The organism is Bacteroidota bacterium, assembly GCA_016713765.1.
GTDB classification, from domain to species: Bacteria; Bacteroidota; Bacteroidia; order AKYH767-A; family 2013-40CM-41-45; genus Pollutiaquabacter; species Pollutiaquabacter aromativorans.
Window position 1 is genome coordinate 247,548 of the sequence record JADJON010000003.1, and the last position, 20,555, is coordinate 268,102.

General features: G+C 53.8%; 25 protein-coding genes. 10 read left to right on the forward strand and 15 right to left on the reverse strand.

All coding sequences use genetic code 11. From position 1 onward, the window contains the following. Positions 1-7 precede the first annotated feature (7 nt). The 5 genes from IPJ96_11845 to IPJ96_11865 form a co-directional block, all read right to left on the reverse strand. A complete protein-coding gene (locus IPJ96_11845; GenBank protein MBK7911021.1) occupies positions 8-1,261 on the reverse strand; it encodes a cystathionine gamma-synthase family protein in 1,254 nt (417 codons plus the stop codon). Next, entirely contained in the window at positions 1,258-2,658 is a 1,401-nt protein-coding gene (locus tag IPJ96_11850; GenBank protein ID MBK7911022.1) for a tyrosine phenol-lyase, read from the reverse strand. Before IPJ96_11850 ends, IPJ96_11845 begins: the two co-directional genes overlap by 4 nt. 3 nt (positions 2,659-2,661) lie before the next feature. Continuing rightward, on the reverse strand, positions 2,662-3,051 hold the full coding sequence (locus IPJ96_11855) for a cytochrome c (protein ID MBK7911023.1): 390 nt from the start codon (positions 3,049-3,051) through the stop codon (positions 2,662-2,664). Positions 3,052-3,063: 12 nt separating this feature from the next. Beyond that, entirely contained in the window at positions 3,064-3,801 is a 738-nt protein-coding gene (ric, locus tag IPJ96_11860) for an iron-sulfur cluster repair di-iron protein (GenBank protein MBK7911024.1), read from the reverse strand. 91 nt (positions 3,802-3,892) lie between these two features. Next, positions 3,893-4,768, reverse strand: a complete 876-nt coding sequence (locus IPJ96_11865) for a universal stress protein (protein ID MBK7911025.1) — start codon at positions 4,766-4,768, stop codon at positions 3,893-3,895. A gap of 157 nt (positions 4,769-4,925) precedes the next feature. On the opposite strand from IPJ96_11865, the gene IPJ96_11870 reads away from it, so the two are divergent. Together IPJ96_11870 and IPJ96_11875 are read left to right on the forward strand one after the other, a co-directional pair. Then, the gene (locus IPJ96_11870; protein MBK7911026.1) at positions 4,926-6,845 is read left to right on the forward strand and encodes a PAS domain S-box protein; all 1,920 of its coding nucleotides are present in this window, start codon (positions 4,926-4,928) and stop codon (positions 6,843-6,845) included. A gap of 2 nt (positions 6,846-6,847) precedes the next feature. Then, positions 6,848-7,906: a response regulator gene (locus IPJ96_11875; GenBank protein MBK7911027.1), complete on the forward strand. Its 1,059-nt coding sequence runs from the start codon at positions 6,848-6,850 to the stop codon at positions 7,904-7,906. 99 nt (positions 7,907-8,005) lie between these two features. Here the strand turns inward: IPJ96_11875 and IPJ96_11880 are convergent, their stop codons facing one another. The 3 genes from IPJ96_11880 to IPJ96_11890 all read right to left on the reverse strand — a co-directional run bounded on the left by IPJ96_11880 (position 8,006) and on the right by IPJ96_11890 (position 9,884). Continuing rightward, positions 8,006-8,431: a hypothetical protein gene (locus IPJ96_11880; protein ID MBK7911028.1), complete on the reverse strand. Its 426-nt coding sequence runs from the start codon at positions 8,429-8,431 to the stop codon at positions 8,006-8,008. Further along, positions 8,428-8,751 carry an Hsp20/alpha crystallin family protein gene (locus tag IPJ96_11885; GenBank protein ID MBK7911029.1) on the reverse strand — a complete coding sequence of 108 codons (324 nt, stop codon included), beginning with the start codon at positions 8,749-8,751 and terminating at the stop codon, positions 8,428-8,430. Before IPJ96_11885 ends, IPJ96_11880 begins: the two co-directional genes overlap by 4 nt. A gap of 269 nt (positions 8,752-9,020) precedes the next feature. Then, positions 9,021-9,884, reverse strand: coding sequence for a universal stress protein (locus tag IPJ96_11890; protein MBK7911030.1), 864 nt, complete (start codon positions 9,882-9,884; stop codon positions 9,021-9,023). Positions 9,885-10,021: 137 nt separating this feature from the next. On the opposite strand from IPJ96_11890, the gene IPJ96_11895 reads away from it, so the two are divergent. The 4 genes from IPJ96_11895 to IPJ96_11910 are packed head-to-tail and all read left to right on the forward strand — an operon-like array spanning position 10,022 to position 11,868. Then, complete coding sequence (locus tag IPJ96_11895) at positions 10,022-10,849, forward strand: universal stress protein (protein ID MBK7911031.1); 828 nt, start codon at positions 10,022-10,024, stop codon at positions 10,847-10,849. 60 nt (positions 10,850-10,909) lie between these two features. Continuing rightward, positions 10,910-11,107 carry a YtxH domain-containing protein gene (locus IPJ96_11900; protein ID MBK7911032.1) on the forward strand — a complete coding sequence of 66 codons (198 nt, stop codon included), beginning with the start codon at positions 10,910-10,912 and terminating at the stop codon, positions 11,105-11,107. A 22-nt stretch (positions 11,108-11,129) separates the two neighbouring features. Then, positions 11,130-11,495, forward strand: a complete 366-nt coding sequence (locus IPJ96_11905) for a phage holin family protein (GenBank protein MBK7911033.1) — start codon at positions 11,130-11,132, stop codon at positions 11,493-11,495. Next, positions 11,479-11,868, forward strand: coding sequence for a hypothetical protein (locus tag IPJ96_11910; protein MBK7911034.1), 390 nt, complete (start codon positions 11,479-11,481; stop codon positions 11,866-11,868). Before IPJ96_11905 ends, IPJ96_11910 begins: the two co-directional genes overlap by 17 nt. Positions 11,869-11,877: 9 nt before the next feature. Here IPJ96_11910 and IPJ96_11915 read toward each other — a convergent pair whose 3' ends face one another. The 5 genes from IPJ96_11915 to IPJ96_11935 form a co-directional block, all read right to left on the reverse strand. Next, positions 11,878-12,513: a phosphoribosyltransferase gene (locus tag IPJ96_11915; protein ID MBK7911035.1), complete on the reverse strand. Its 636-nt coding sequence runs from the start codon at positions 12,511-12,513 to the stop codon at positions 11,878-11,880. Continuing rightward, positions 12,503-13,147: an alpha/beta hydrolase gene (locus IPJ96_11920; GenBank protein MBK7911036.1), complete on the reverse strand. Its 645-nt coding sequence runs from the start codon at positions 13,145-13,147 to the stop codon at positions 12,503-12,505. Before IPJ96_11920 ends, IPJ96_11915 begins: the two co-directional genes overlap by 11 nt. An 83-nt stretch (positions 13,148-13,230) precedes the next feature. Further along, positions 13,231-13,440 (reverse strand): DUF2892 domain-containing protein, encoded by a 210-nt coding sequence (locus IPJ96_11925; GenBank protein ID MBK7911037.1) that lies wholly within the window; start codon positions 13,438-13,440, stop codon positions 13,231-13,233. Positions 13,441-13,513: 73 nt separating this feature from the next. After that, entirely contained in the window at positions 13,514-14,152 is a 639-nt protein-coding gene (locus IPJ96_11930) for a Crp/Fnr family transcriptional regulator (GenBank protein MBK7911038.1), read from the reverse strand. Positions 14,153-14,154: 2 nt separating this feature from the next. Further along, a complete protein-coding gene (locus tag IPJ96_11935; protein ID MBK7911039.1) occupies positions 14,155-15,432 on the reverse strand; it encodes a divalent metal cation transporter in 1,278 nt (425 codons plus the stop codon). 142 nt (positions 15,433-15,574) lie between these two features. On the opposite strand from IPJ96_11935, the gene IPJ96_11940 reads away from it, so the two are divergent. Genes IPJ96_11940 through IPJ96_11955 form a run of 4 tightly spaced genes read left to right on the forward strand, consistent with a single transcriptional unit; the run spans position 15,575 to position 18,654 of the window. After that, on the forward strand, positions 15,575-16,369 hold the full coding sequence (locus IPJ96_11940; protein ID MBK7911040.1) for an ABC transporter permease: 795 nt from the start codon (positions 15,575-15,577) through the stop codon (positions 16,367-16,369). Next, positions 16,369-17,118 carry an ATP-binding cassette domain-containing protein gene (locus tag IPJ96_11945; protein MBK7911041.1) on the forward strand — a complete coding sequence of 250 codons (750 nt, stop codon included), beginning with the start codon at positions 16,369-16,371 and terminating at the stop codon, positions 17,116-17,118. The genes IPJ96_11940 and IPJ96_11945 overlap by 1 nt, the downstream gene beginning before the upstream one ends. 3 nt (positions 17,119-17,121) lie before the next feature. Next, entirely contained in the window at positions 17,122-18,087 is a 966-nt protein-coding gene (locus IPJ96_11950; protein MBK7911042.1) for an MCE family protein, read from the forward strand. 42 nt (positions 18,088-18,129) lie between these two features. After that, the gene (locus IPJ96_11955) at positions 18,130-18,654 is read left to right on the forward strand and encodes a hypothetical protein (GenBank protein MBK7911043.1); all 525 of its coding nucleotides are present in this window, start codon (positions 18,130-18,132) and stop codon (positions 18,652-18,654) included. Positions 18,655-18,662: 8 nt separating this feature from the next. Here the strand turns inward: IPJ96_11955 and IPJ96_11960 are convergent, their stop codons facing one another. After that, positions 18,663-19,433 carry a patatin-like phospholipase family protein gene (locus IPJ96_11960; protein MBK7911044.1) on the reverse strand — a complete coding sequence of 257 codons (771 nt, stop codon included), beginning with the start codon at positions 19,431-19,433 and terminating at the stop codon, positions 18,663-18,665. Further along, positions 19,430-20,554: a beta-lactamase family protein gene (locus IPJ96_11965; protein ID MBK7911045.1), complete on the reverse strand. Its 1,125-nt coding sequence runs from the start codon at positions 20,552-20,554 to the stop codon at positions 19,430-19,432. The genes IPJ96_11960 and IPJ96_11965 overlap by 4 nt, the downstream gene beginning before the upstream one ends. Position 20,555 lies beyond the last annotated feature (1 nt).

Genomic DNA, 20,555 nt, shown 5'->3' on the forward strand with positions numbered 1-20,555 from the left:
CTGATCCTTATACTTTTTCAAGCGCCTGATCGATATCCCAGATGATATCCTGTGCATACTCCACGCCGATCGAAAGTCGGATCAACTTATCCGTAATGCCCATTCCAACCCTTGCATCGGGTTGAATGTCGCAATGCGTCATGCTTGCAGGGTGTTCCGCGAGGCTTTCCGTGCCGCCCAGGCTGACAGCCAGCCGGATCAGCTTCAGGTTGTCGAGGAACCGAAACGCTTCCGGCTCTCCTCCGCGTATATCGAAGGAGACCATGGCTCCGGCGGAATTGCATTGCTTTTTGTAGATGGCGAACTGAGGGTCGTTCGAGTCCAGCAATCCGAGGTAGTATACTTTTTCCACCTTCGGGTGGGCCTGCAGAAATTCGGCCACCTGCGCCGCGTTCCTGGCTTGTGTTTCCATACGTGGTTTCAGGGTCTCGAGGCTTCGCATGAGCAACCAGCCTGTCCAGGGCCCGGCCATGTTCCCGAGAAACGTACGCAGCGAACGAACGCGGGCCATCAACGATTTCCGTCCAAGACATGCGCCTGCAATCACATCGGAATGGCCGCCGATATACTTGGTTGCCGAATACACGACCAGATCCGCGCCTAGTTTCAACGGGTGCTGCCACAAGGGACCCATATAAGTATTATCGACCACAATGGGCACAGGACGATCAGGCTTCCGATAGCGGGCAGCCACCTTCGCGCACATTTCGATATCGATGAGCGCGTTGGTAGGATTGGCCGGTGTCTCGAGGTAAATCATCCCGAGCCGATCCGACCTGCCACTGGAATCGATCATTTTCGCGAGTTCCGTTTCTCCCTGGCCCGCATGGAACGGAACGGCCATGATACCAAACCGGCTCAGCACCTGATGGATGAAATGGTCGGTACCACCGTAGAGCGGTGTACTGAAAAGCAGCAGGTCGCCTGGAGAAAGGAATTCCAGCATGACCGTGGTGATAGCGGCAAGACCGCTCTCGAAGACCGCACCTTCCTCCGCTTCATCCCACAGGGTGAGTCGATTTTCGAGAATCTCCAGGTCGGGATTGTTCAGCCGGCTGTAGATGAGCCCCAGTTCTTCTTTGGGTCCTTTCTCCTTGATTCCATATGCCACTTCGAAAAAATGCTTGCCCGCGGCCGCGTTCTTGAAAACGAAGGTGGAGGTCTGGAAGATCGGGCACTTGATAGCGCCTTCCGATAGTTCAGGCTTGTAGCCGTAAGACATCATCAACGTCTCCGGCCGGAATCGATGATCGCTACTCATTTTGAGAATGGTTTGAACCTGGCTTGAAAGAACCGCAGATACTTCGGCTCATAGATCATTTTTAAGCCGGGAACACTACGGCGCCGGCGATAGACACGTTCGATGGATTCGGCGACAACGTCCATATGGGCCTGCGTATAGACCCGACGCGGGATAGTCAGACGAACCAACTCCAATGGCGGATAGTAGTGATCGCCCGTTTCCTTGTTGCGTCCGGCGGATACGATACCGCGTTCCATCGATCGCACACCCGAATCAAGATAGATCGCCGCGGCCAGCGCCTGTGCGGGGAACTCCAGTTGTTTCAGGTGTGGCAGGAACCGGCGGGCGTCAAGAAAGATGCCGTGACCACCGATCGGCAATACGATCGGCACTCCGGCATCGCGCAGTTTATTGCCCAGGTATTCCACCTGGCCTATCCGGGCGTGGATATGGTAATCGTCGACCGACTCGGTAATGCCGATCGCAATCGCCTCCATGTCGCGTCCCGCGAGTCCGCCATAGGTGTGCAAGCCTTCATACACTACAACAAGGTTACTGGCTTCCTGGTAGATCTTGCGGTCGTTCACCGCCAGGAACCCGCCGATATTGACGAGCGCGTCTTTCTTGGCGCTCATCGTGGCCCCATCGGTATAGGAACAGATTTCCCGAACGATCTCTGCAACGCTTTTCTTCGCGTATCCTTTTTCTCTTTGCTTAATGAACCAGGCATTTTCGGCCACCCGGGTCATGTCGTGGATGATCCGGATACCGTGCTTACGCGTATATCGATAAAGCTCCTTCAGATTCTGCATGGAAACCGGTTGTCCGCCGGCCATGTTCACACTGGTCGCCAAGGAGACGTAGGGAATCTTTTTCGCCCCATGCTGCTTTACAAGTGCATCCAGCTTTGCCAAGTCGACGTTTCCTTTGAAAGGAAACTCGCTCCTGGGATCATGCGCTTCATCGATGATGATATCGGCGAAGGTCCCACCCGCCAGCTCCTGGTGGAGTCGCGTCGTGGTGAAATACATGTTACCGGGAACGATATCGCCCGGCTTGATCAGGATCTGCGAAATGATATTCTCCGCCCCTCTGCCCTGGTGCGTCGGGATGACATGCCGATAGCCGTAGTATTTCCGGATCACCGCTTCGAGGTGATAGAAATTCTCGCTTCCCGCGTAGGCTTCATCGCCCAGCATCATGCCCGCCCACTGGCGGTCGCTCATGGCCGATGTGCCGGAATCCGTCAGCAGGTCGATGTAGACCTGACCGGATCTGAGGAGAAAGGTATTGTAACCCGCGGCTTCCAGCGCCTTCCGGCGATCTTCCGGCGACGTCATCCGCACCAACTCGACCACTTTAATCTTGTAGGGCTCGGCCCAGGATGGTCGCTTGTTCTTTAGTTGTACTGCCATTGCTTATCCAGGTTGTTGAATCAGTTCGGACCGGCCAGGGACGATCACAGCACTGCGATCCACAGCCGATAAGAATTCAAGAAGTGCAGCCATATCCGCCTCCGTCAGGTCGTACGCCGGCATCCGTTCATTGCCGGTCCGAATGACGGCATTGGCCCAACGGCTTCCCTTGCCAGGCGTCGACATCAGCCGTGTCAGGTCCGGTCCGAGATAGCCGCCAAGACCGTACACCTGATGACAGGCGATGCAATTGTGTTGTTGAAATACTTTTTTCCCCGCCAATACCGTTTCGCTATCGGTGATGGAAGGTTCCCGCGACGAAGCGCAATAGACCCAGACGGAATATCCGAGTGAAGCGACGAAGAGCGACAACCAGGCTAGTACCTTCCACACGGCCCGGGAAGTTCAATTCAGGTTGATTGTTCCGATCGTTTGCTGCAACGCAACCGCTTTGGGAAACAAGAGGTTGTTCTCCAAATGAACGTGTTGGTGGAGATCCTGTTCAAAGGCCTTTAACTCCTCAAATACGAGCCGGTACGTCGTGCAGGCATCATCCGGAGGCGTGTAAGCCGAAGAAAGTTGATGGATCTCGGCGAGCGCCGTCCCCGCTTCGTCGTGCTCGGCTTCCATCACATGGATAGGCGCCGTAATATAATGGCGATCCGGAATCCAGTGCATACTGGCACTTTGCGCTGCGCGTTCGATCTCCAGGATACGCGGAAAAAGGATACGCTCTTCCTTGAACATATGCTGATCCATGTCGTCCTTCACCTGTGCGAACAGGTGCTGAATACGGTGCAGCTCGGGATGTCGCTCCCCGTGCTTGCCGGCCACCTTTCGCAGGTGAGCATCCAGTAATGGCATCGCTGAACGTACATAGTGATGGTGCTTTCCGATGATGTATTGCACCAACTCCTCCAGACTCAGGTGGTCGAACTCGGGGTATGTGGACAGGCCGCCTTCCAAGCGGGTAACTCGTTCCACTTCGGTGGTAACCGTGTTCAACAATAACGGATCATTCTCACAGGCATCCTGCAAGGTGCGTTTGCCGCGACAGCAATAATCCAGTTTATGACGCTCGAAGACAGCGGCGGCCATGGGGTGCCGTGTCACGATTTCGGCCAGCGTTTGTTCTTTCAGCATGACAATAGCTTATGCGCGTAAAGTTCCTGTATACCAAAAGGAAAGTCGCTGACACAAGTCATGCAATCCGCTACTCAAACACCCCTATTCGTCAGAATAAAGGTGTAGACGGCACATTCCGGGCATGGAACGCCAGGAGCGGAAGATGGGAATGAAAAGCCAGCTTTCGGGTCAGGCTCTTACTGGTGAGTTTTTCGAAAAAGCCGCGACGACGCGTCGCCACAGCCAGCATATCCGCTTTCTCCGAGGTTAAGAAATCATTCAGTGCGCCTTCGAGCTCTTCCGCGTGTATCAGGTGAAAGCTGAATTTATCGTAGGGAATGCTGGCGACTACCTGAGCTTCAAACCAATCCAGCATCCGCTGTTCGATCCGGTTATGTCGGTTTTCTTCCACATGCACGACCATGATCTCCGGATTGAAGGAACGGAACATGTCCGCAAGCATATAGAGCGTCTGAAAATCGTTGTCCGCGTAATTCGTCGCGAAGACGATACGGGCGGGCGGTACAAACCGGGCATCTTCCGGAACCGCCAGTACCGGGCAATGGCAGTGACTGATGACGTCAGCAGTATTGCTGCCGATCAGCATACTCTGCAGACGTGTGGCACCTTTGGTACCCATGACCACCAAATCGAAATCTTCGTGCTCGACCAGTTCCTTGATCTCATCCACTGCGAAACCGCTGCTGATACGAACATCGATGTTCAGATATCCGGTCTCGGACTGAAGCCGGTCGGCAAACTGGCGCAACCGATCCTTCGACTCGCGTTCCAGATCGGTATTGGAAGCGGCGATCATCATCTCGTTAGAAGCGAGCACGGGTACCCGGCAAGCATGGTACAACACCACACTGGAGGCCATGTTCCTTCCCAACTCAACGGCAAAACGCGCAGCATTGGCGGCATTTTCCGAAAAATCGGTGGGAACCAAAATCTTACGAATGGACCGGGCTTTTTGGATCGTCATAGTATTTCCCCTTTTCTGATTTCAAAACTATCGAAAGCAGTGACCCCGCCCCTATGACCTTTGTCATTCATTATCATTGACCTATGGCAGTTTTCCGGAAAGGACAAGTGCACTCCATTTTCTATTTTAAATCCATTATTTTTGAAGAGGGATGCAAATGAACGCTGTTCAAAAGAGGATACTCCTGACCGGGATCCTATTGGCGCTGGGTATTTTCGGTTTGGGGTACTACCTCGGGCCTGACTATCATCTGGAGTTCCTGTACTCGCTGGTGGTCTTGCTGACCATTTTCGTACCTGGCAACCGCTCCACCTTCGATGCCAGTGTGGCGATGACGGGGCTGATCCTGGTCGGTTTCTTCCTGAGCAAGGACACGGTGGCGACCAACAACCGGGTGCTCTTCACTTTTTTTCCGGTGTTGATCATCTGGTCTTTCACGTTCGCCATTATCAAATACAAGCTGTCGCAGGAAAATCTGCTCAAAAGCACCGAACATCTCAATGCCATGTTCCGGTTTGCTACCGAAGGAATCCTGATCTCGAATTCCAAAGGCGTCATCGTGATGGCGAATCCCCGGGCCTGTCAGTTGTTCGGATATGATGCGGACGGGCTGAACAACCGATCCATCGAGGACCTTGTTCCTACCCGGTTTCGCGACCATCATGCCGGATTCCGGAAAGGCTATACGCAGGATCCCAAGAATCGTCCGATGGGAAAGGGCCGCGACCTTTTTGCTAAAAGAAGCGACGGCTCCGAGTTCCCGGTAGAGATAAGTCTCAGCACATTCGTGATCAAGAAAGAAATGTTCGTCATCTCCTTCCTGATCGATATCACGGAGCGAAAGCTACAGGACGAACTGATCCGACAGGCGAACGAAGAACTGGAGCAACGGGTAGAGCAGCGTACCGCCGAACTTGCCGCCGCGAACCTCAGCCTGGCCACCGTGAACCGTACCCTCCACGGCGAAATGGCTACCCGCGCGAAAGTGGAAGAAGCCCTGCGCGACAGCGAACGACTATTCAATACGATCGCCCACAATTTTCCGGACGGGATCATTTGCGTATTGGACCGTAACCTGCGCGTGGTACTGATCGACGGGAACGCATTGCAGGACCTCGATATTCCCCGTGAAAAGCTAAACGGCAAGTCGTTACAGGACCTTCAATTCCTCCAATTGGATGATGAAACGAAGGAAAAATTCAGGCGGGTTTTCCAGTGGGAAACGGCTTATGTGGAATTCAGCTATGCCGATCAGCGCTTCGCGCTCAATGCTGTTCCGCTCCCCGACAACAAAGGTTTTGTCAAGGAGATCCTGTTGGTCATCCATAACGTGACCGAGATCCGGAAAGCGGAGCAGGAAATGAAAGCGTCGCTCGAAAAGGAGCGTTCCCTGAATGAAATGAAGTCGCGTTTCGTTTCGATCGCGTCGCACGAATTCCGCACCCCCCTGAGTACGATCCTCTCCTCCATTTCACTGGTCGACCGTTACCACCAGGCCGGTGAAAGCGAGAAAGCCCGGAAGCACGTCGAGCGAATCAAGACATCCGTCAAGAACCTGACGGAGATCCTGAACGATTTTCTTTCACTGGAAAAACTGGAAGCCGGAAAGGTCGAAATTCATCCGGAGACTATAAACCTCGTGCGTTTTGCCGAGGATTTGTGTGAGGAACTTCAGGCCCTGGCAAAACCCGGACAGGTCATTCATTACCGGCACACCGGCGAAAAGGAGGACGTGGTATCCGACAAGCAACTGCTGCGGCCGATCTGCATCAACCTGCTCAACAACGCGATAAAATACTCCCCGGAGAACAGCAGGATTTCGTTCACAACAGACACCCGGAACGGCATCCAACTGATCGTGGAGGACCAAGGTATGGGTATACCTCTGGAAGACCAACAGCACCTGTTCGACCGGTTCTTCAGGGCCGGAAACGTGACAGCCATCCAGGGGACCGGACTAGGCCTGAACATCGTCCGCAAATACGCGCGTCTGCTGGGCGGCGACATCCGGTTCACCAGTGAAGTCCAAAAAGGCACTACCTTTACCGTCAACCTCCCTGAAACGGCAACCGCCTAACTATGAAGAAGATCCTACTGATTGAAGACAATGCCGACATGCGGGAAAATACCGCAGAAATCCTCGAGCTGGCCAATTACAAAGTGATATCGGCTCCGAATGGCCGTGTAGGCGTGGAGAAAGCCTCCAAAGAAAATCCGGACCTGATCATTTGCGACATCATGATGCCGGAGTTGGATGGGTATGGCGTATTGTACCTGCTTTCCAAAAATCCGTCGACCGCCAGCATTCCCTTCATCTTTCTTACGGCTAAAGCCGAGAAAGCCGACCTGAGAAAAGGCATGAGCATGGGCGCCGACGATTACCTCACCAAGCCCTTCGAAGAGATGGAACTGTTGAACGCGGTCGAAGCACGCCTGCGGAAGAGTGACGTATTCAGGAAGGAATTCACGAAGAACATCGAGGGGCTCAGCGAATTCCTGGCACAAGCCCGCGGCCTCGAAGAGTTAAGCAGGCTTTCGGCCGACCGCAAAGTCCACCACTTCAAAAAGAAGGAAATGATCTACATGGAAGGCGACGAGCCCAACGGGATCATTTTCGTCGTGAAAGGACGTATCAAGACCTACAAGACCAACGAAGACGGCAAGGAATTCATTACCGGCATCCATAAGGAAGGCGATTTCCTGGGTTACATCGATCTGATCGAGAACACCGAGTACCGCGAATCAGCCGAAGCGATGGACGAAGCGGAAGTGACGATCATCCCCCGACAGGATTTCTTCTCGTTGCTCTACTCGAACCGCGATGTGGCGGCCAAGTTCATCAAATTGCTTTCCAACAACCTGCAGGAAACGGAAGACCGGTTGCTCAACCTCGCGTATAATTCCGTACGGAAACGGGTAGCCGACGCGTTGATCACGCTGCAGCAGCGCTACCATACCGCCAAGGATCAGAACTCCGGGTTTTCCGTTTCGCGTGAAGATCTCGCCAGTATGGTCGGAACGGCCACCGAATCGGTCATCCGTACCTTGTCTGACTTCAAGGAAGAAAAGCTGATCGACATCAAGGAGAAGAATATCTTCATCCTGAATCCGGACCGGCTTTCACGCATGAAGAACTGAACGGCTGTTAGCCACGAAGCGCGTGAACGATCATCCCTCCCCGGATGAAACGCCACGCGCTTCTCACACAACGGCTGCCGACCGAAATCGGCGAACCGTCTATTCCCCCTTCTCTATTTCATATATCTTCCTTTTAATCTCCCGGTAGTCACGTTTTACATCGTGGAACCTGGAGCGGATCCTGTAGTGTTCCTGCATGAAAGCAGCCGTTGATTCGGGCGCTTGAACATTCGAAGCAGTGGCGAGGCGCTCGTCGTGCCGATCGATCTCTTTATATAAATCGTGCACAATCAGTTTTTCCATGTGCACCAGATGATCCAACAACACTGACACCTTCTTTGCAACGGCATGATCCTGTTTTCGCTTGAGGATGAGTCGTTCCAGAAAGCGCAGCTCGTCCGTCCAAAATGCGATCTCCTCCTTCCACGCGACCGACTCCTCGTGGCAGGCATTGACCGGCGCACCACGCTCCAAAGCGATCTCGGTTTCCGTTGTTGATTTCATGGCGATGCGCTCTTCGATCATTTAACCGCGATCTCGCGGCCCTTCGCTGTTACCGTCTGCTTTTTGGCTACGAGCAGCTTCAGGATTCCGTCAGCGTAACTGGCTTGAATATCCTCTTCTTTGACATCCTGCGGGAGCGCGAATGATCTTGAGAACGACTGGTAGTTGAATTCGCGACGCGTATACTCGCCCTCCTTCGTTTCCTTCTCCGACTTCTGTTCCGAGGAGATCGTCAGGATACCGTGCTCCACACGAATTTTGAAATCCTCTTTCTTCAGACCGGGTGCCGCGACTTCGATTTCATACTGGTCCTTACCGTCCTTCACATTGACAGCCGGCATCCAGTCCTTTCTGAAATAGTCGTCGAAACCGAGCTTATCCGTTTCGAAGAAATCCGACAACAACGAACGCATTGCCGGGAATTGGCCGATGGGTTTGCGCATGAGTGACATGGTTGTTGTTTTTAAGAATGAGATTTACCAACCAAAGTTATGGGCAGGCGAGCTGTTCGAGAATGACATTCATCAGGTTGACGAAGGGTCCATACACCTTGTCTACCGTCCTTTGAATCAGGCATCCACTGCGGGTTGACTCGGAGCCGGGAATCGTTTCAAGGCTTCCGTTCCCCGGAAGGTACCGGTTGATCCATTCTTCGAATGGCCAGCAACGGAATCTTGGACTGATGCGACATCATCCGGGTGACACTCTGGTTAAAAAGCGTTTCACCCAAACGCCGGGGATGGGTGAACATCACCAGCAGATCAGCCGGTTGTTTTTTCAGGAAGGTCTCCAATCCTTTCGTGATGCTGGGGTTCTTTGCGATGAAGCCCGAGAGTTTCGGATACTTCACACGCCGGCGGATCCGTCGCGTCATCTCTTCGATCGCTTCGTCGGAATGCAAGAGGTGCTTATCATCGACGTAAATAAACGAGAGCTCGGCGCCGAATTTTGCCGCGAACGGCGTCACGGTCATGGCTGAAGCCAGGTTATCTTCCTGCAGGTCGGTCGCGAAAGCGATCCTGTTGATCCCGTTGAATTTCGCTTCTTTGGGAATACACAGCACTGGACAATCCGCGTCGCGGATAACCGCTGCGGTCGTACTGCCGATCAGTAAACGACTGAGCTTACTGGTGCCGGTAGCGCCCATCACAATCATATCGGCATGGATGTCGCGGGCGGCATCGAGTATTCGCTCTGAACCCAAGCCGGCCAACAACTTCGTTTCGGTTGCAAGGCGGGGGTGGATTTTTTCGAGCTGTTGCACCAATTTATCCAATTTCTTTTGGGCAGCCAGCTTAATCTGCTGCTTCGCGTCACGAATGCTCGTCAAAGGAGCACTCGAAAACACGACAGGAGATTCATACGCGTGCAACAGCACCAGGCGGGCGTTGATTTGTTCGGACAATGCGGCTGCATAAGCGACGGCATGGCCGGCAGCGGGCGAGAAATCCGTAGGGCAGAGGATCTGGTTCATCGGGGAGGATTTTATGCAATTTGTTAAGGTTTTTCGGGATGCTCTATGACCCCAGTCAGGTAGGGCCTTGATTGCGGTCAGTGAAACTTCGGAGGGAAAACGTACATTGGATTAAATTACTAAATGCTCCTGATTTCATGAAATCCATTCTGGTTCCTACCGATTTTTCAGATGCCGCCTTACACGCCGCGCTTTTCGCCGCCTCCCTGGCTCGGGATACCGGAACCGATTTGCATCTGCTCAATGTTTACCACCTGCCCAATCCGCTAAAAACCCTGCCGATTGAACTGATCGTAACACCCGATGAACTCAAATCGGATACCGAATCCGCACTCAAACAGATCGCACAAGAACTGCGGTCTTCCGTCGGAGCCTCCTTGAACATTACACTTGCGAGCAGAAACGGTGAAACCCGGCGAGCGATAAACGACTACGCTACCTATGCAGGAGCCGGACTGATCGTAACGGGAATGAAAGGCAAAAACGCGGTGCAGGAAAGGCTGATTGGAAATACCGCGCTGGAATTATTGCGCAGCAGTACTGTTCCGGTGTTGAGCATTCCACAAACGGCGGAATATCGGCAACTGAAAACACTATTATTCGCAACGGACGGCAAGTCCATCCCGGATCCGGAATCCGTCACACTGCTCAGGAATCTGTTGAACCACCATCCTGCAGGATTGCACATCGGATGCGTTCAATCGCCGCATGACAACTTTGACCGGGATCAACTCATGACCAGCCTCAACCCGCTTCTTTCGGGCATGCAAGCGACCTGGCATTTTCTGTCCGACGATGATGAAAATACCGCGCTTGAAAAGCTCGGCCGGGAGATCGGTGCCGACTGGCTCGCCCTCCTGCCTCAAAAGCACAGTTTATTCAGCAGGATTTTCCAGCAAAACCACACGCGCCAACTAGCCCTGCATGCCGGCCTGCCGATTTTGGCATTGAGAAACGAAAGGTGAGCTAACTCATGCCACTGACACTTGAATGTGCTTATATTTGTTTAATCTAAATTCCTCAGCATGAGTAACGAAGGCAAATCATTTTGGGCGTTCCTTGGCGGGGTAGCCATTGGTGCGTTGTTGGGCATCCTCTTCGCTCCTGCCAAAGGAGAAGAGACCCGGGAAAAGATGGCTGATGCCGCACGCGACTGGAGCGAGCGGGCAAAGCGAAAAGCGGAAGACCTGCGCGATACGGTAAACGGCAAAACAGCCGGCTAAGCGTTCTATCAACCCTCTCATCATGGAAGATAACCATCCGATCGACCGCATCATCGACCGCGTTCAGGATTACGTTGAAACACGGAGCCGCCTGAGCAAACTTCAGGCAATCGACAAAGGAGCCGAACTTGCCGGCAATGTAACCGCCAACCTGATCCTTGTTTTCCTATTCCTGCTGGTTTTCGGTTTTTTAAGCGTAGCGGCCGCGTTCGCTCTCGGCGAACACTTCGGAAAGACCTGGCTGGGCTTCTTACTCGTTGGCGGGTTTTATCTGCTTGCCGGACTGATCTTCTATTGGAAGCAGGAAGCCTGGCTGAAGTTGCCCATGAGCAATTCCATTATCCGTCACGCACTCAAAGAGGAGGAACACGATGAAGACGAGGCATAAGGCGATCACCAATCGCGCGGAACTCCGACAGGAGGTCCGCCGGCTCAGACAAGAAGTGAAAGAGCAGGAAAAGGGATTGCGTGAGGAAGTCAAATCGATACGCGAGCAATTGCAACCCCAGCATCTGCTAATCAACGCCCTTTCAGCGGCAACCGGCATCCGGATCGACAAGAACGAGTTTCTACGGAATGGTTTGGCCGTCGGATTGTCGATGGTGCTGCAGCGATTCATCTTCAAATCGGAAACCACCATCGAGAATAAGATCTATAGTTGGATCGACGACATCTTCAACAAACTGCGTTTCTTCATGGGCAAAGCGGCGCCTGCCGGACATACCCGTTCGGGTAAGATCGAAGAAGAAGAGATCGAATAATTTCCCAGCCTATTTCCGGTAGCGCCTTAATAACTGCACCACCTCCGCATCGCTGACCGGCTGGAAGTTCGCGTAATACTGTCCCACTCCGTAAAAATCATCGGGACGTTGCAGGCATAAGAAGGTATCGCATTCCTTTTCCAACATTCCTGCAGCACGGGTCGAAGAAACAGGTACTGCCACGATCAACTCTCCGGGTTTTTGCTTGCGCAAAAGGCGTAAGGTCATGCGCAGGGTATGACCGGTGGCGATCCCGTCGTCCACCACAATGACTTTTCTTCCTAACAAAGGTAGCGGCGGTACACTTCCGAGGTACCGCAATCTTTTTTCCTGAATCGACTTCCTTATCTCGAGAATGCGTTGCTCCAGGTAATGGCCCGGTATGGAACGAAACTCCGGATCGATGAAAAGGTCATCGGAACTCACGGCGCCAATGGCGAATTCGGGGTTCTCCGGATGTCCGATCTTTTTAACCAAGGCGATATCCAGCGGCCAGCCGAGCTCCCGTGCGATGATCGCGCCCATGGGTACTCCCCCGCGCGGAATGGCAACCACGACACCGTCGAGCCCCCGGTACTGGTGTAACAACGGCAGTAACTGCATGGCAGCCTCCGCACGATCGAGATAGACGCGGTCAGCCACCATTTGTCAGGACCCATTGTGCGGTGAGGCGACCCACCTCATCCAATTTGCCGGGTTCTTCAAAAAGATGGGTCGCGCCGGGAATGAACACGATCTCCTTCTTACAACGAAGGAGCCGATACGTCTGATTGTTAATCGGAATGAGCGGCTGATCCATCTCTCCGACTATGAGCAAGGTCGCTGCCCTCACCCTGCTCACCAACTCACCGGCCAGGTCGGTACGTCCTCCGCGACAAACCACCGCGCGCACCAATTCCGGAAGCCGACCAGCGGCTAGCAAGGCTGCCGCCGCACCGGTACTCGCTCCGAAGTACGAGAGCCTGACCGAATCCATCGCGTGAATCGCGTTAACGGAACGTGTTATTTCCACCAGCCTGTCGGTAAGCAGGGGTATATCAAACCGCAACTCCGGAACGGCATCTTCCGAAGCCGTCAAGAGGTCGGTTAGAAAACTCCCGATACCGGATTGAAAAAGGAGTTTGGCGATCCTACGATTACGCGGACTGAAACGGCTGCTTCCCGAGCCGTGCGCGAAGATCACACAGCGGTCAGCGCCTTCCGGAAGAAAGAGATTGCCAGCCAGCCGGCTATTGCCGACCGGGATTTCCACTTGTATACCGTCTTCTTCCCGGATCATACTTGCAAAAGGAGTCAGGAGAAACCGTTGGCTACGGTCATCCACCCCGAATGCAAGATAAAAAAATGCGCGAGACCGGAGGGTCAGGATTTTTCCTTACCGCAGGTATTCATCCCGAACGGTAAATAGAGCGGGCAGAAACCGACCAGGCTGGTCAGGACGAAAACGACCGACAGGACGATCAGCGTAAGACCGAGAGTGCCGGTGATGGTACCGTTGTAATAAAGCACAGCCAGTACGATTGCGACGATCACCCGCAAGACACGATCCGTAGTACCCATGTTCTTTTTCATGATGCTCAATTTTGGTACCAAGGTAGGATGGTGTTCCCCGGCAGACGGTGACCGGGGTCACATTCTGGCGCTTTCATTCGCTGATGCGTATCTCCCCGCGGGCAAGGCTGAGTTTTCCATCCTGTTCCATCCGTTTGAGCAACCGGGACACCACCTCCCGCGCCGTGCCCAACTCGTCGGCCAACTCCTGGTGCGTGGTGCGTATTTCCCGCTTGCCGGTAAGCTCCACTTTCCGACTGAGTAACAATTCCAGTCGCTGTTCCATCGGGGAGAAAGCAATCGTGTTGACGGATTGCAACAACTCTTCGAACCGCTGATGATAAAGTTGAAACAGAAACCGGTTCCAGGTAGGAAAACGTTCCATCAGATCCGGTAAAGCATGGACCGGAACCAACAGTAATTCCGACTCCTCCTCCGTGATCGCTTTTATCTGGCTGGTACGTCGAAAGACCGCGGCATTGAAGGAAGCGATGCAACTTTCGCCTGCACGTATGTAGTACAGCAATAGTTCCCGACCCGACTCATCGTTGCGCATGACTTTTACCACACCCCGGATGAGTAACGGAAGAAAACGCACGGGCTCATTCTCCCGGATCAGGGTCGTTTCCGAAGGAAAGGTCTGCAATAAGGACACTTCGGCCAATGCTTCTTTCAATCCCTGCTCGCTGAAGATCGGGAAATGGTCGAGGATGATTTTTATTTCTGTCGGCATGATCAATAGAATAGGAGTGCACCTGCACAAACCGTCATCACGACCAGTGCGATCGCGCCGAGCAAATTCGCTAATCGACCGTTCACGTATTCGCCCATGATCGAGCGGTTATTGCAAATATGCAAAATGAGTCCGATCAGCACCGGCGCGGTCAGTCCGTAAAGTACCGCCGTATACAGGAGCGATCGTACGGCCGAGAGTCCTGAAAAATGGATCAGCAAAGCTATACCGACCGATACGATCAGGACCAGATAAAAGCCCTTCGCTTCGTAGAACTTCTTGTCCATGCCATATTTCCAGTCGAAGGCTTCGGCAATCATGTATGATAACGATCCGGCGAGAACGGGAATCGCGAGCAGACCGGTCCCGATCACGCCGACCGCAAAGAAGAGATAAGCGTATCGCCCCGCCAGTGGCTTCAGTGCAGCGGCAGCCTGCTCCACGGTGTCGATATTCCGGACACCTTCCGGGAACAGGATCGCACCGGCACTGAGGATGATGAAATACATGACCAATCCGGAAAAGCCCATCCCATAGTTGATGTCGGCTTTGACGGCTGCCAGCACATGCTTATCCACGATGACACTCCGGTGCTCCTTCTCCTCCACTTCAACGCTGGCCTGCCAGAAAAACAAGTATGGAGAGATCGTGGTTCCCAGTATCCCGACCAGGATGAACAGGAATTCCTTGCTGAAGCTGACATCCGGCAAGAACGTACCGTGTACAACCTGTTGCCAGTCCAGATCAGCGAAGAACGGAACGACCAGGTAGCACAATAATGTGAGGCACATCCATTTCAGTACACGCGCCAGGCGGTTATAGGAAAGGAGGATCACGGCCGGCACCAACAAGACCGCGAATCCCAATGAAAAGATGCCGGGATGGATCGATGGGAACAGCATGGTCGAAACGGCTCCCATTCCGGCGAGGTCTGCACCGATGTTCAGCGTTATGGCAGGAAAGCTAAGCACAATGACCAGGAAGGAGATCCAGCGCGGGTAGTGGCGCCGGATCACACCCATCAGGCCGTGAGAAGTGACCAATCCGATCCGGGCACACATCTCCTGCAAGCCGGCCATCAACGGAAAAGTGATGATCGAGGTCCACAAAGTTGCAAGTCCGAATCGTGCACCGGCTTGTGTATAGGTGGCAATGCCGGAAGGATCGTCGTCGCTCGAACCGGTGATCAGACCGGGACCAAGCCGGTTCCAAAAACCGGAGAACTTTCCGGCACGGCTTTTTCCTGCCTTCGGTTCAGCTTCGCGGTCCGGTTTGCTCATCGCATCGAATGTACTAATTCGGACGGGGCTTCAACCAATACCCTGACGTTTGTCAATAAACCCGCTGATACCCGACATGGCGCGCTTCCTTTATCCGGCATTTCTTTCGATCTTGAGCGAAGCGGTTTCCAACCGAACGGCTATGAGCGGCAAGCGGTACCTGTCCCCACTCCTATCCCCCGGCATTCGGGATTTTTTCCGGGAAGCCGGCGAGATCACGCGTTTCGCCCTGCGCTTTCTGAAAGAGATCTGGGTCCCGCCCTATGAATTCCGCGAAGTGATCCGACAGTCGTACCAGATCGGCTTCCGCTCTCTCTCACTCGTTGGACTGACCACCTTCATCATTGGCATGGTGCTGACCTTGCAGTCGCGGCCGACACTGGTCGAGTTCGGTGCGGAAGCCTGGCTACCGGCCATGGTGGGCATCTCCATCATCCGGGAGATCGGGCCTGTGATCACGGCGCTCATTTGCGCGGGCAAGATCGGCTCCAGCATGGGAGCGGAACTGGGCTCCATGCGCGTAACGGAACAGATCGACGCGATGGAAGTATCAGGCACGAATCCTTTCAAATATATCGTTGTATCACGCATCGTGGCCAGTACGCTGATGATCCCCATCCTGGTCGTTATCGGTGATGCCATCGCGCTCTTTGGTTCCTTTCTCGCCGTTCGGGTAAAAGGGGGTGTCAGCCTGACCCTCTACTTCAACCAGGTGTTCGAATCACTCGAGTTCGGAGACGTCATTCCCTCCTTCATCAAGGCTTTCTTCTTCGGGTTCGCCATCGGGTTGGTCGGGTGTTACAAGGGTTACTTTTCTACGAAAGGAACCGAAGGCGTTGGTCGGGCCGCGAACTCGGCCGTCGTGATTGCCTCCGTCCTCATCTTCGTGATCGACCTGATCGCTGTTCAAATAACCGAATTCCTCGGACTCATCTGATGGCAGCCTCCTCCACCAACGAACAACCGATCATCGAGATCCGCGACATGCACAAGTCGTTCGGGAAAAACCATGTACTGCGTGGCTTCAATCTGACCTTGCATCGCGGAGAAAACGTCGTTGTGCTAGGGAGGTCAGGCTGCGGCAAATCCGTACTGATCAAATGCATCGTCGGATTGATCCCATACGACCGCGGCAGCCTGAAAGTATTCGGCAAGGAAGTCAGCGAGATGTCGATCCGGGAGCTGGACGAAGTACGCGCCAAGATCGGCTTCGTTTTTCAGAGCAGCGCGCTGTATGATTCGATGACCGTTCGTGAGAACCTCGAGTTCCCGTTACGTCGACACGAACGCGACCACCGCCACGATTCGTACATCGAACTGGTCAGCAATACCCTGGAAAATGTCGGGCTGAAACACGCGATCGAACTGATGCCGTCGGAGTTGTCGGGGGGTATGCGCAAACGGATCGGACTGGCCCGCTCGCTGATCATGCAGCCGGAGATCATGCTGTACGACGAACCCACCACCGGACTGGACGCGATCACCGGCAAGGAGATCAGCAACCTCATGCTCGACATGCAACGGAAATACAACACATCCTCCATCATCATCTCCCATGACATGTACTGCGCGCGCGTTGTGGGAAACCGCTTGGTGGCCCTGATCGACGGCATCAATTACCAAGAAGGAACTTTTTCCGAACTTTCCAGCTCCAAAGACCCGATGGTGCGGGCCTTTTTCGAATAATCCATGGCAAAAGAGACCTTCAACAACATTCGGCTGGGTGTTTTCGTCATCACCGGACTGATCTTGCTCGTAGCGGGACTCTATTTCATCGGGAACAACAAGAACCTCTTCGGTGATCGATTTGAACTATACGCGACTTTCGATAATGTCAGCGGCCTGCAAAAGGGCAACAACGTACGGTTCTCGGGCATCGACGTCGGGACGGTCGACGAGATCACCATCCTGAACGATACCAGTCTTCGGGTAAAGATGGTCATCAATCAGGACCTCCTGCACCACATCCGGAAAAACTCGTATGCAGCCATCGGAACCGATGGGTTGATGGGCAACAAACTCATCAACATCAACCCCGGCACACCCGAATCGCCGGTCGTTTCGGAAGGCGATGAAATTCCCGTCATCCCGACTGTCGATACGGAAAGTATGCTGCGCACGCTGGAAGGCACCAACCAGAACGTCCTGCTCATCAGCAACAGTCTGCGCGACATCATCAGCAACATCCAACGTTCACGCGGGACGCTCTATACCGTTTTGATGGACACCAGCCTTGCCACCGGACTGCGCCGGACGCTCACCAACCTGGAAGGCATGAGCGATCATTTGGAAGGTTTTAGCGGAGATCTCGGCCTGCTCGTCGATGATGTTCGCTCCGGAGAGGGCGTACTGGGCCAGTTGGTCACCGACAGCAGCGCTTTCCAACAGCAGCTCAGCGGCACGCTGACCGATATCCGGACCTCCGGCCGGAACCTGTCGGAAGCCACGGACCGGTTGAACCGGATCCTGGGCGAGGTAGAAGGCGGAAACGGAACCATTCAGACACTCCTGAAGGATCCTGCCACAGCCGACCATTTGCGCCGCAGCATTGCGAATATCGATTCCAGCACGGCCAGCTTCAACGAAAACATGAAAGCCCTGCAGCAGAATTTCCTGTTTCGTAAGTACTTCCGGAAAAAAGCATCCGGGAACTGATTTCATTCGACATCATCCATCCACATGTCAAATCAACGATCCATGAGCCTCCTTTCCTCCGGTTTGTTTTGGGGAATCGTCATCGTATTCCTCGGCCTTTCCATCATCCTTCGGGAAATCTTCGACGTACATTTCCCCTTCTTGCGGGTATTATTCGGAGCAGTCCTCATCTGGTGGGGCGTTCGTATGATTGCCGGAGGCTTTCAGAAGAATGAAACCGTCGCGTTCTCCGAAACGGATTCCGGATGGGATGACGGGAAGAAGGAGTATTCTGTTGTGTTCGGCAGGGGAAATTTCGACCTCTTCAAAGCGCCACCGATCACGTCCGACCGGAAGCTGGAAGTCAATGTCGTTTTCGGCAATGGCAAGCTGATCCTCAACGATTCCATTCCGACCATTGTCAAAACGAATACGGTATTCGGCACGACGCGCACACCGAACGGTACGACCGCCGCGTTCGGGGAAACAGCCTTTCGCACCTCTACTTACAAGGAAGGTGAACCCGCATTGAAAATCGAGACCAATACGGTCTTCGGTCAACTCGAAATCGAAACAAAACGCTGGTAAAGCACCCCCTAGCGGGCACAATGGTGACCGGAGGCCATAAAGCGGTTCAACCGCTCCTTTGCAAACAGGTAACCGATCTCGAATAATTTATCCGCGTGATCGAGATCGTACATGCTATAGTTTTTCAGTTCTTCCGGTTCCAGGAAAAGATCACAATGATGCTTACGGGTCAGGACCGTGCCGTAGATCGAAAGCTGAATGCTCCGTTCCATCACGCTGTACGCCGATTCCGCTTTGACACCATTTGTCCAGGGATTTACGTGAACGCCGACCAGGGTGTAGTCGTCTTCCAGGAAGGGTTCCACCGGAAGGTTATTAAGAATACCCCCGTCGACCAATTGGTCCCGGTCAAGTGTTACCGGTTGAAAGATGACCGGCAAAGCCGAGGAGGCCAGTAACGGAACGATGAGATCGCCCTGGCTGAAAAAATCGGTATGACCTTCGGAAATATCGGAAGCGCTGACATACAACGGGATATTCAGGCTTTCAAAGGTGCTTTTAGCCAGATATTTCCGGAGCACTTCACCGATCTTATCACTCTTGAATAAGCCGTCGTTGAAAGACGGACGGAGCAAGTACAAGAGCTTGCTTTCCTTGACAATCTTCAGCGTATCCTCGGGCGAGTAACCCGCCGCATGGAAAGCGCCGCAGATGGCCCCGGCGCTCACGCCGGAGATCGCGTTGATGACCAGACCGCTTTCCATCAGCGCCTTGATCACACCCAGGTGGGCAATGCCGCGCGCGCCACCGCCGGAAAGTACAAGATTGACAGGTGTCATTCGGGTTTCGAATAAAGCAACGAAAGTAGTTGATCTCCCAATTCGGACAGCCCGGTACCGGTACCGGCCAGCACGAATCCACTCTTGCCGGATTCTTCCAGCACCATCATCACGGTTTGTCCCGACTCCGACCCGTTCATATACAAGACACGACGACCGTTCCCTTCAAACGTCCGGCAATGCCAACCTAACGCGATCTCCTCGTGTTCGCGAATACGGACCCGGGGGGTGTGCATATACTCCATCACCTGCCCGATCTTGCCTGCTGGATGCAGGTTGAATCGCAGGTAACGCAGAAGATCGGCAAAGGACGCTTCTCCGCCGATGGCAGCCGCATACAATCCGTATTCACCCGGTTCAGTCCCCGTTAGCAGGCGACTGGAAGCGAGTCCGAGCGGAAGGGCGACCTCCTGCCGAAATACCGAATCCAGTGTTTGGCCCGTCTTTCGTTGTATGACATGCCCCAGCAAGACCATACCCAGATCCGAGTGAACATAGTCGAACCCGATGGGTTGTTCAATCCGGTAGATCGATAGAAACTTGTAAAGCGACCCGACGGTGAAGCCGGGGTAATCGGGAACACCGTTCTTCCGCTCCAGCGTGAACGGTTGATCCGGCAAGCCGGATGTATGCGTCGAAAGGTAACAGAGCAGGATGGGCTGGGGCTTATCGGAAGGATCTGGCAGGCACGCATACGGAGTGAAGCGCGGATCATCCGGCGAAGGAGTTTGCTCCGTCCGTTTAACCGGTTGGCAGACGAGTCGCTGGTAAACAGGAGATGGAACATTCACCGGCAGATAGTCGCTGACCGGGGCATCCAGCGAAAGCAATCCCTGCTGGGAACACGAGACAAGCATGGTCGTGGTCCAGAGAGCTGTCAACCTTCCCAGACGGAAAACGGTTGCAGTGTCCGGTTGTTGTCCGCTCGTCTGATCGGCAAAGAAAAGTTCACGGCTCTTCTCCCCTTCCAGGAATCCGAAAGCAAGGCTGGACTCCGGATGGTCGATTCGGAACCGGCTGATACGCGATTCGACCGCAGATAAGACAGTCGGTTGTGCCGGGCTTGACTCCGGCAGCAACGAGAGCGAGATCAGGATCGACCAGACAATACGGAAATTCAAT

Coding starts and splice junctions, on each gene's coding strand:
- IPJ96_11885 (MBK7911029.1), bottom strand. CDS start 8,751: ATGCCGGCTGTCAATGTGAAGGACGGTAAGGACCAGTATGAAATCGAA.
- IPJ96_11890 (MBK7911030.1), bottom strand. CDS start 9,884: ATGAACCAGATCCTCTGCCCTACGGATTTCTCGCCCGCTGCCGGCCAT.
- IPJ96_11950 (MBK7911042.1), top strand. CDS start 17,122: ATGGCAAAAGAGACCTTCAACAACATTCGGCTGGGTGTTTTCGTCATC.
- IPJ96_11845 (MBK7911021.1), bottom strand. CDS start 1,261: ATGAGTAGCGATCATCGATTCCGGCCGGAGACGTTGATGATGTCTTAC.
- IPJ96_11850 (MBK7911022.1), bottom strand. CDS start 2,658: ATGGCAGTACAACTAAAGAACAAGCGACCATCCTGGGCCGAGCCCTAC.
- IPJ96_11900 (MBK7911032.1), top strand. CDS start 10,910: ATGAGTAACGAAGGCAAATCATTTTGGGCGTTCCTTGGCGGGGTAGCC.
- IPJ96_11955 (MBK7911043.1), top strand. CDS start 18,130: ATGAGCCTCCTTTCCTCCGGTTTGTTTTGGGGAATCGTCATCGTATTC.
- IPJ96_11910 (MBK7911034.1), top strand. CDS start 11,479: ATGAAGACGAGGCATAAGGCGATCACCAATCGCGCGGAACTCCGACAG.
- IPJ96_11935 (MBK7911039.1), bottom strand. CDS start 15,432: ATGAGCAAACCGGACCGCGAAGCTGAACCGAAGGCAGGAAAAAGCCGT.
- IPJ96_11925 (MBK7911037.1), bottom strand. CDS start 13,440: ATGAAAAAGAACATGGGTACTACGGATCGTGTCTTGCGGGTGATCGTC.
- IPJ96_11880 (MBK7911028.1), bottom strand. CDS start 8,431: ATGATCGAAGAGCGCATCGCCATGAAATCAACAACGGAAACCGAGATC.
- IPJ96_11960 (MBK7911044.1), bottom strand. CDS start 19,433: ATGACACCTGTCAATCTTGTACTTTCCGGCGGTGGCGCGCGCGGCATT.
- IPJ96_11875 (MBK7911027.1), top strand. CDS start 6,848: ATGAAGAAGATCCTACTGATTGAAGACAATGCCGACATGCGGGAAAAT.
- IPJ96_11870 (MBK7911026.1), top strand. CDS start 4,926: ATGAACGCTGTTCAAAAGAGGATACTCCTGACCGGGATCCTATTGGCG.
- IPJ96_11905 (MBK7911033.1), top strand. CDS start 11,130: ATGGAAGATAACCATCCGATCGACCGCATCATCGACCGCGTTCAGGAT.
- IPJ96_11930 (MBK7911038.1), bottom strand. CDS start 14,152: ATGCCGACAGAAATAAAAATCATCCTCGACCATTTCCCGATCTTCAGC.
- ric (MBK7911024.1), bottom strand. CDS start 3,801: ATGCTGAAAGAACAAACGCTGGCCGAAATCGTGACACGGCACCCCATG.
- IPJ96_11940 (MBK7911040.1), top strand. CDS start 15,575: ATGAGCGGCAAGCGGTACCTGTCCCCACTCCTATCCCCCGGCATTCGG.
- IPJ96_11895 (MBK7911031.1), top strand. CDS start 10,022: ATGAAATCCATTCTGGTTCCTACCGATTTTTCAGATGCCGCCTTACAC.
- IPJ96_11865 (MBK7911025.1), bottom strand. CDS start 4,768: ATGACGATCCAAAAAGCCCGGTCCATTCGTAAGATTTTGGTTCCCACC.
- IPJ96_11945 (MBK7911041.1), top strand. CDS start 16,369: ATGGCAGCCTCCTCCACCAACGAACAACCGATCATCGAGATCCGCGAC.
- IPJ96_11915 (MBK7911035.1), bottom strand. CDS start 12,513: ATGGTGGCTGACCGCGTCTATCTCGATCGTGCGGAGGCTGCCATGCAG.
- IPJ96_11920 (MBK7911036.1), bottom strand. CDS start 13,147: ATGATCCGGGAAGAAGACGGTATACAAGTGGAAATCCCGGTCGGCAAT.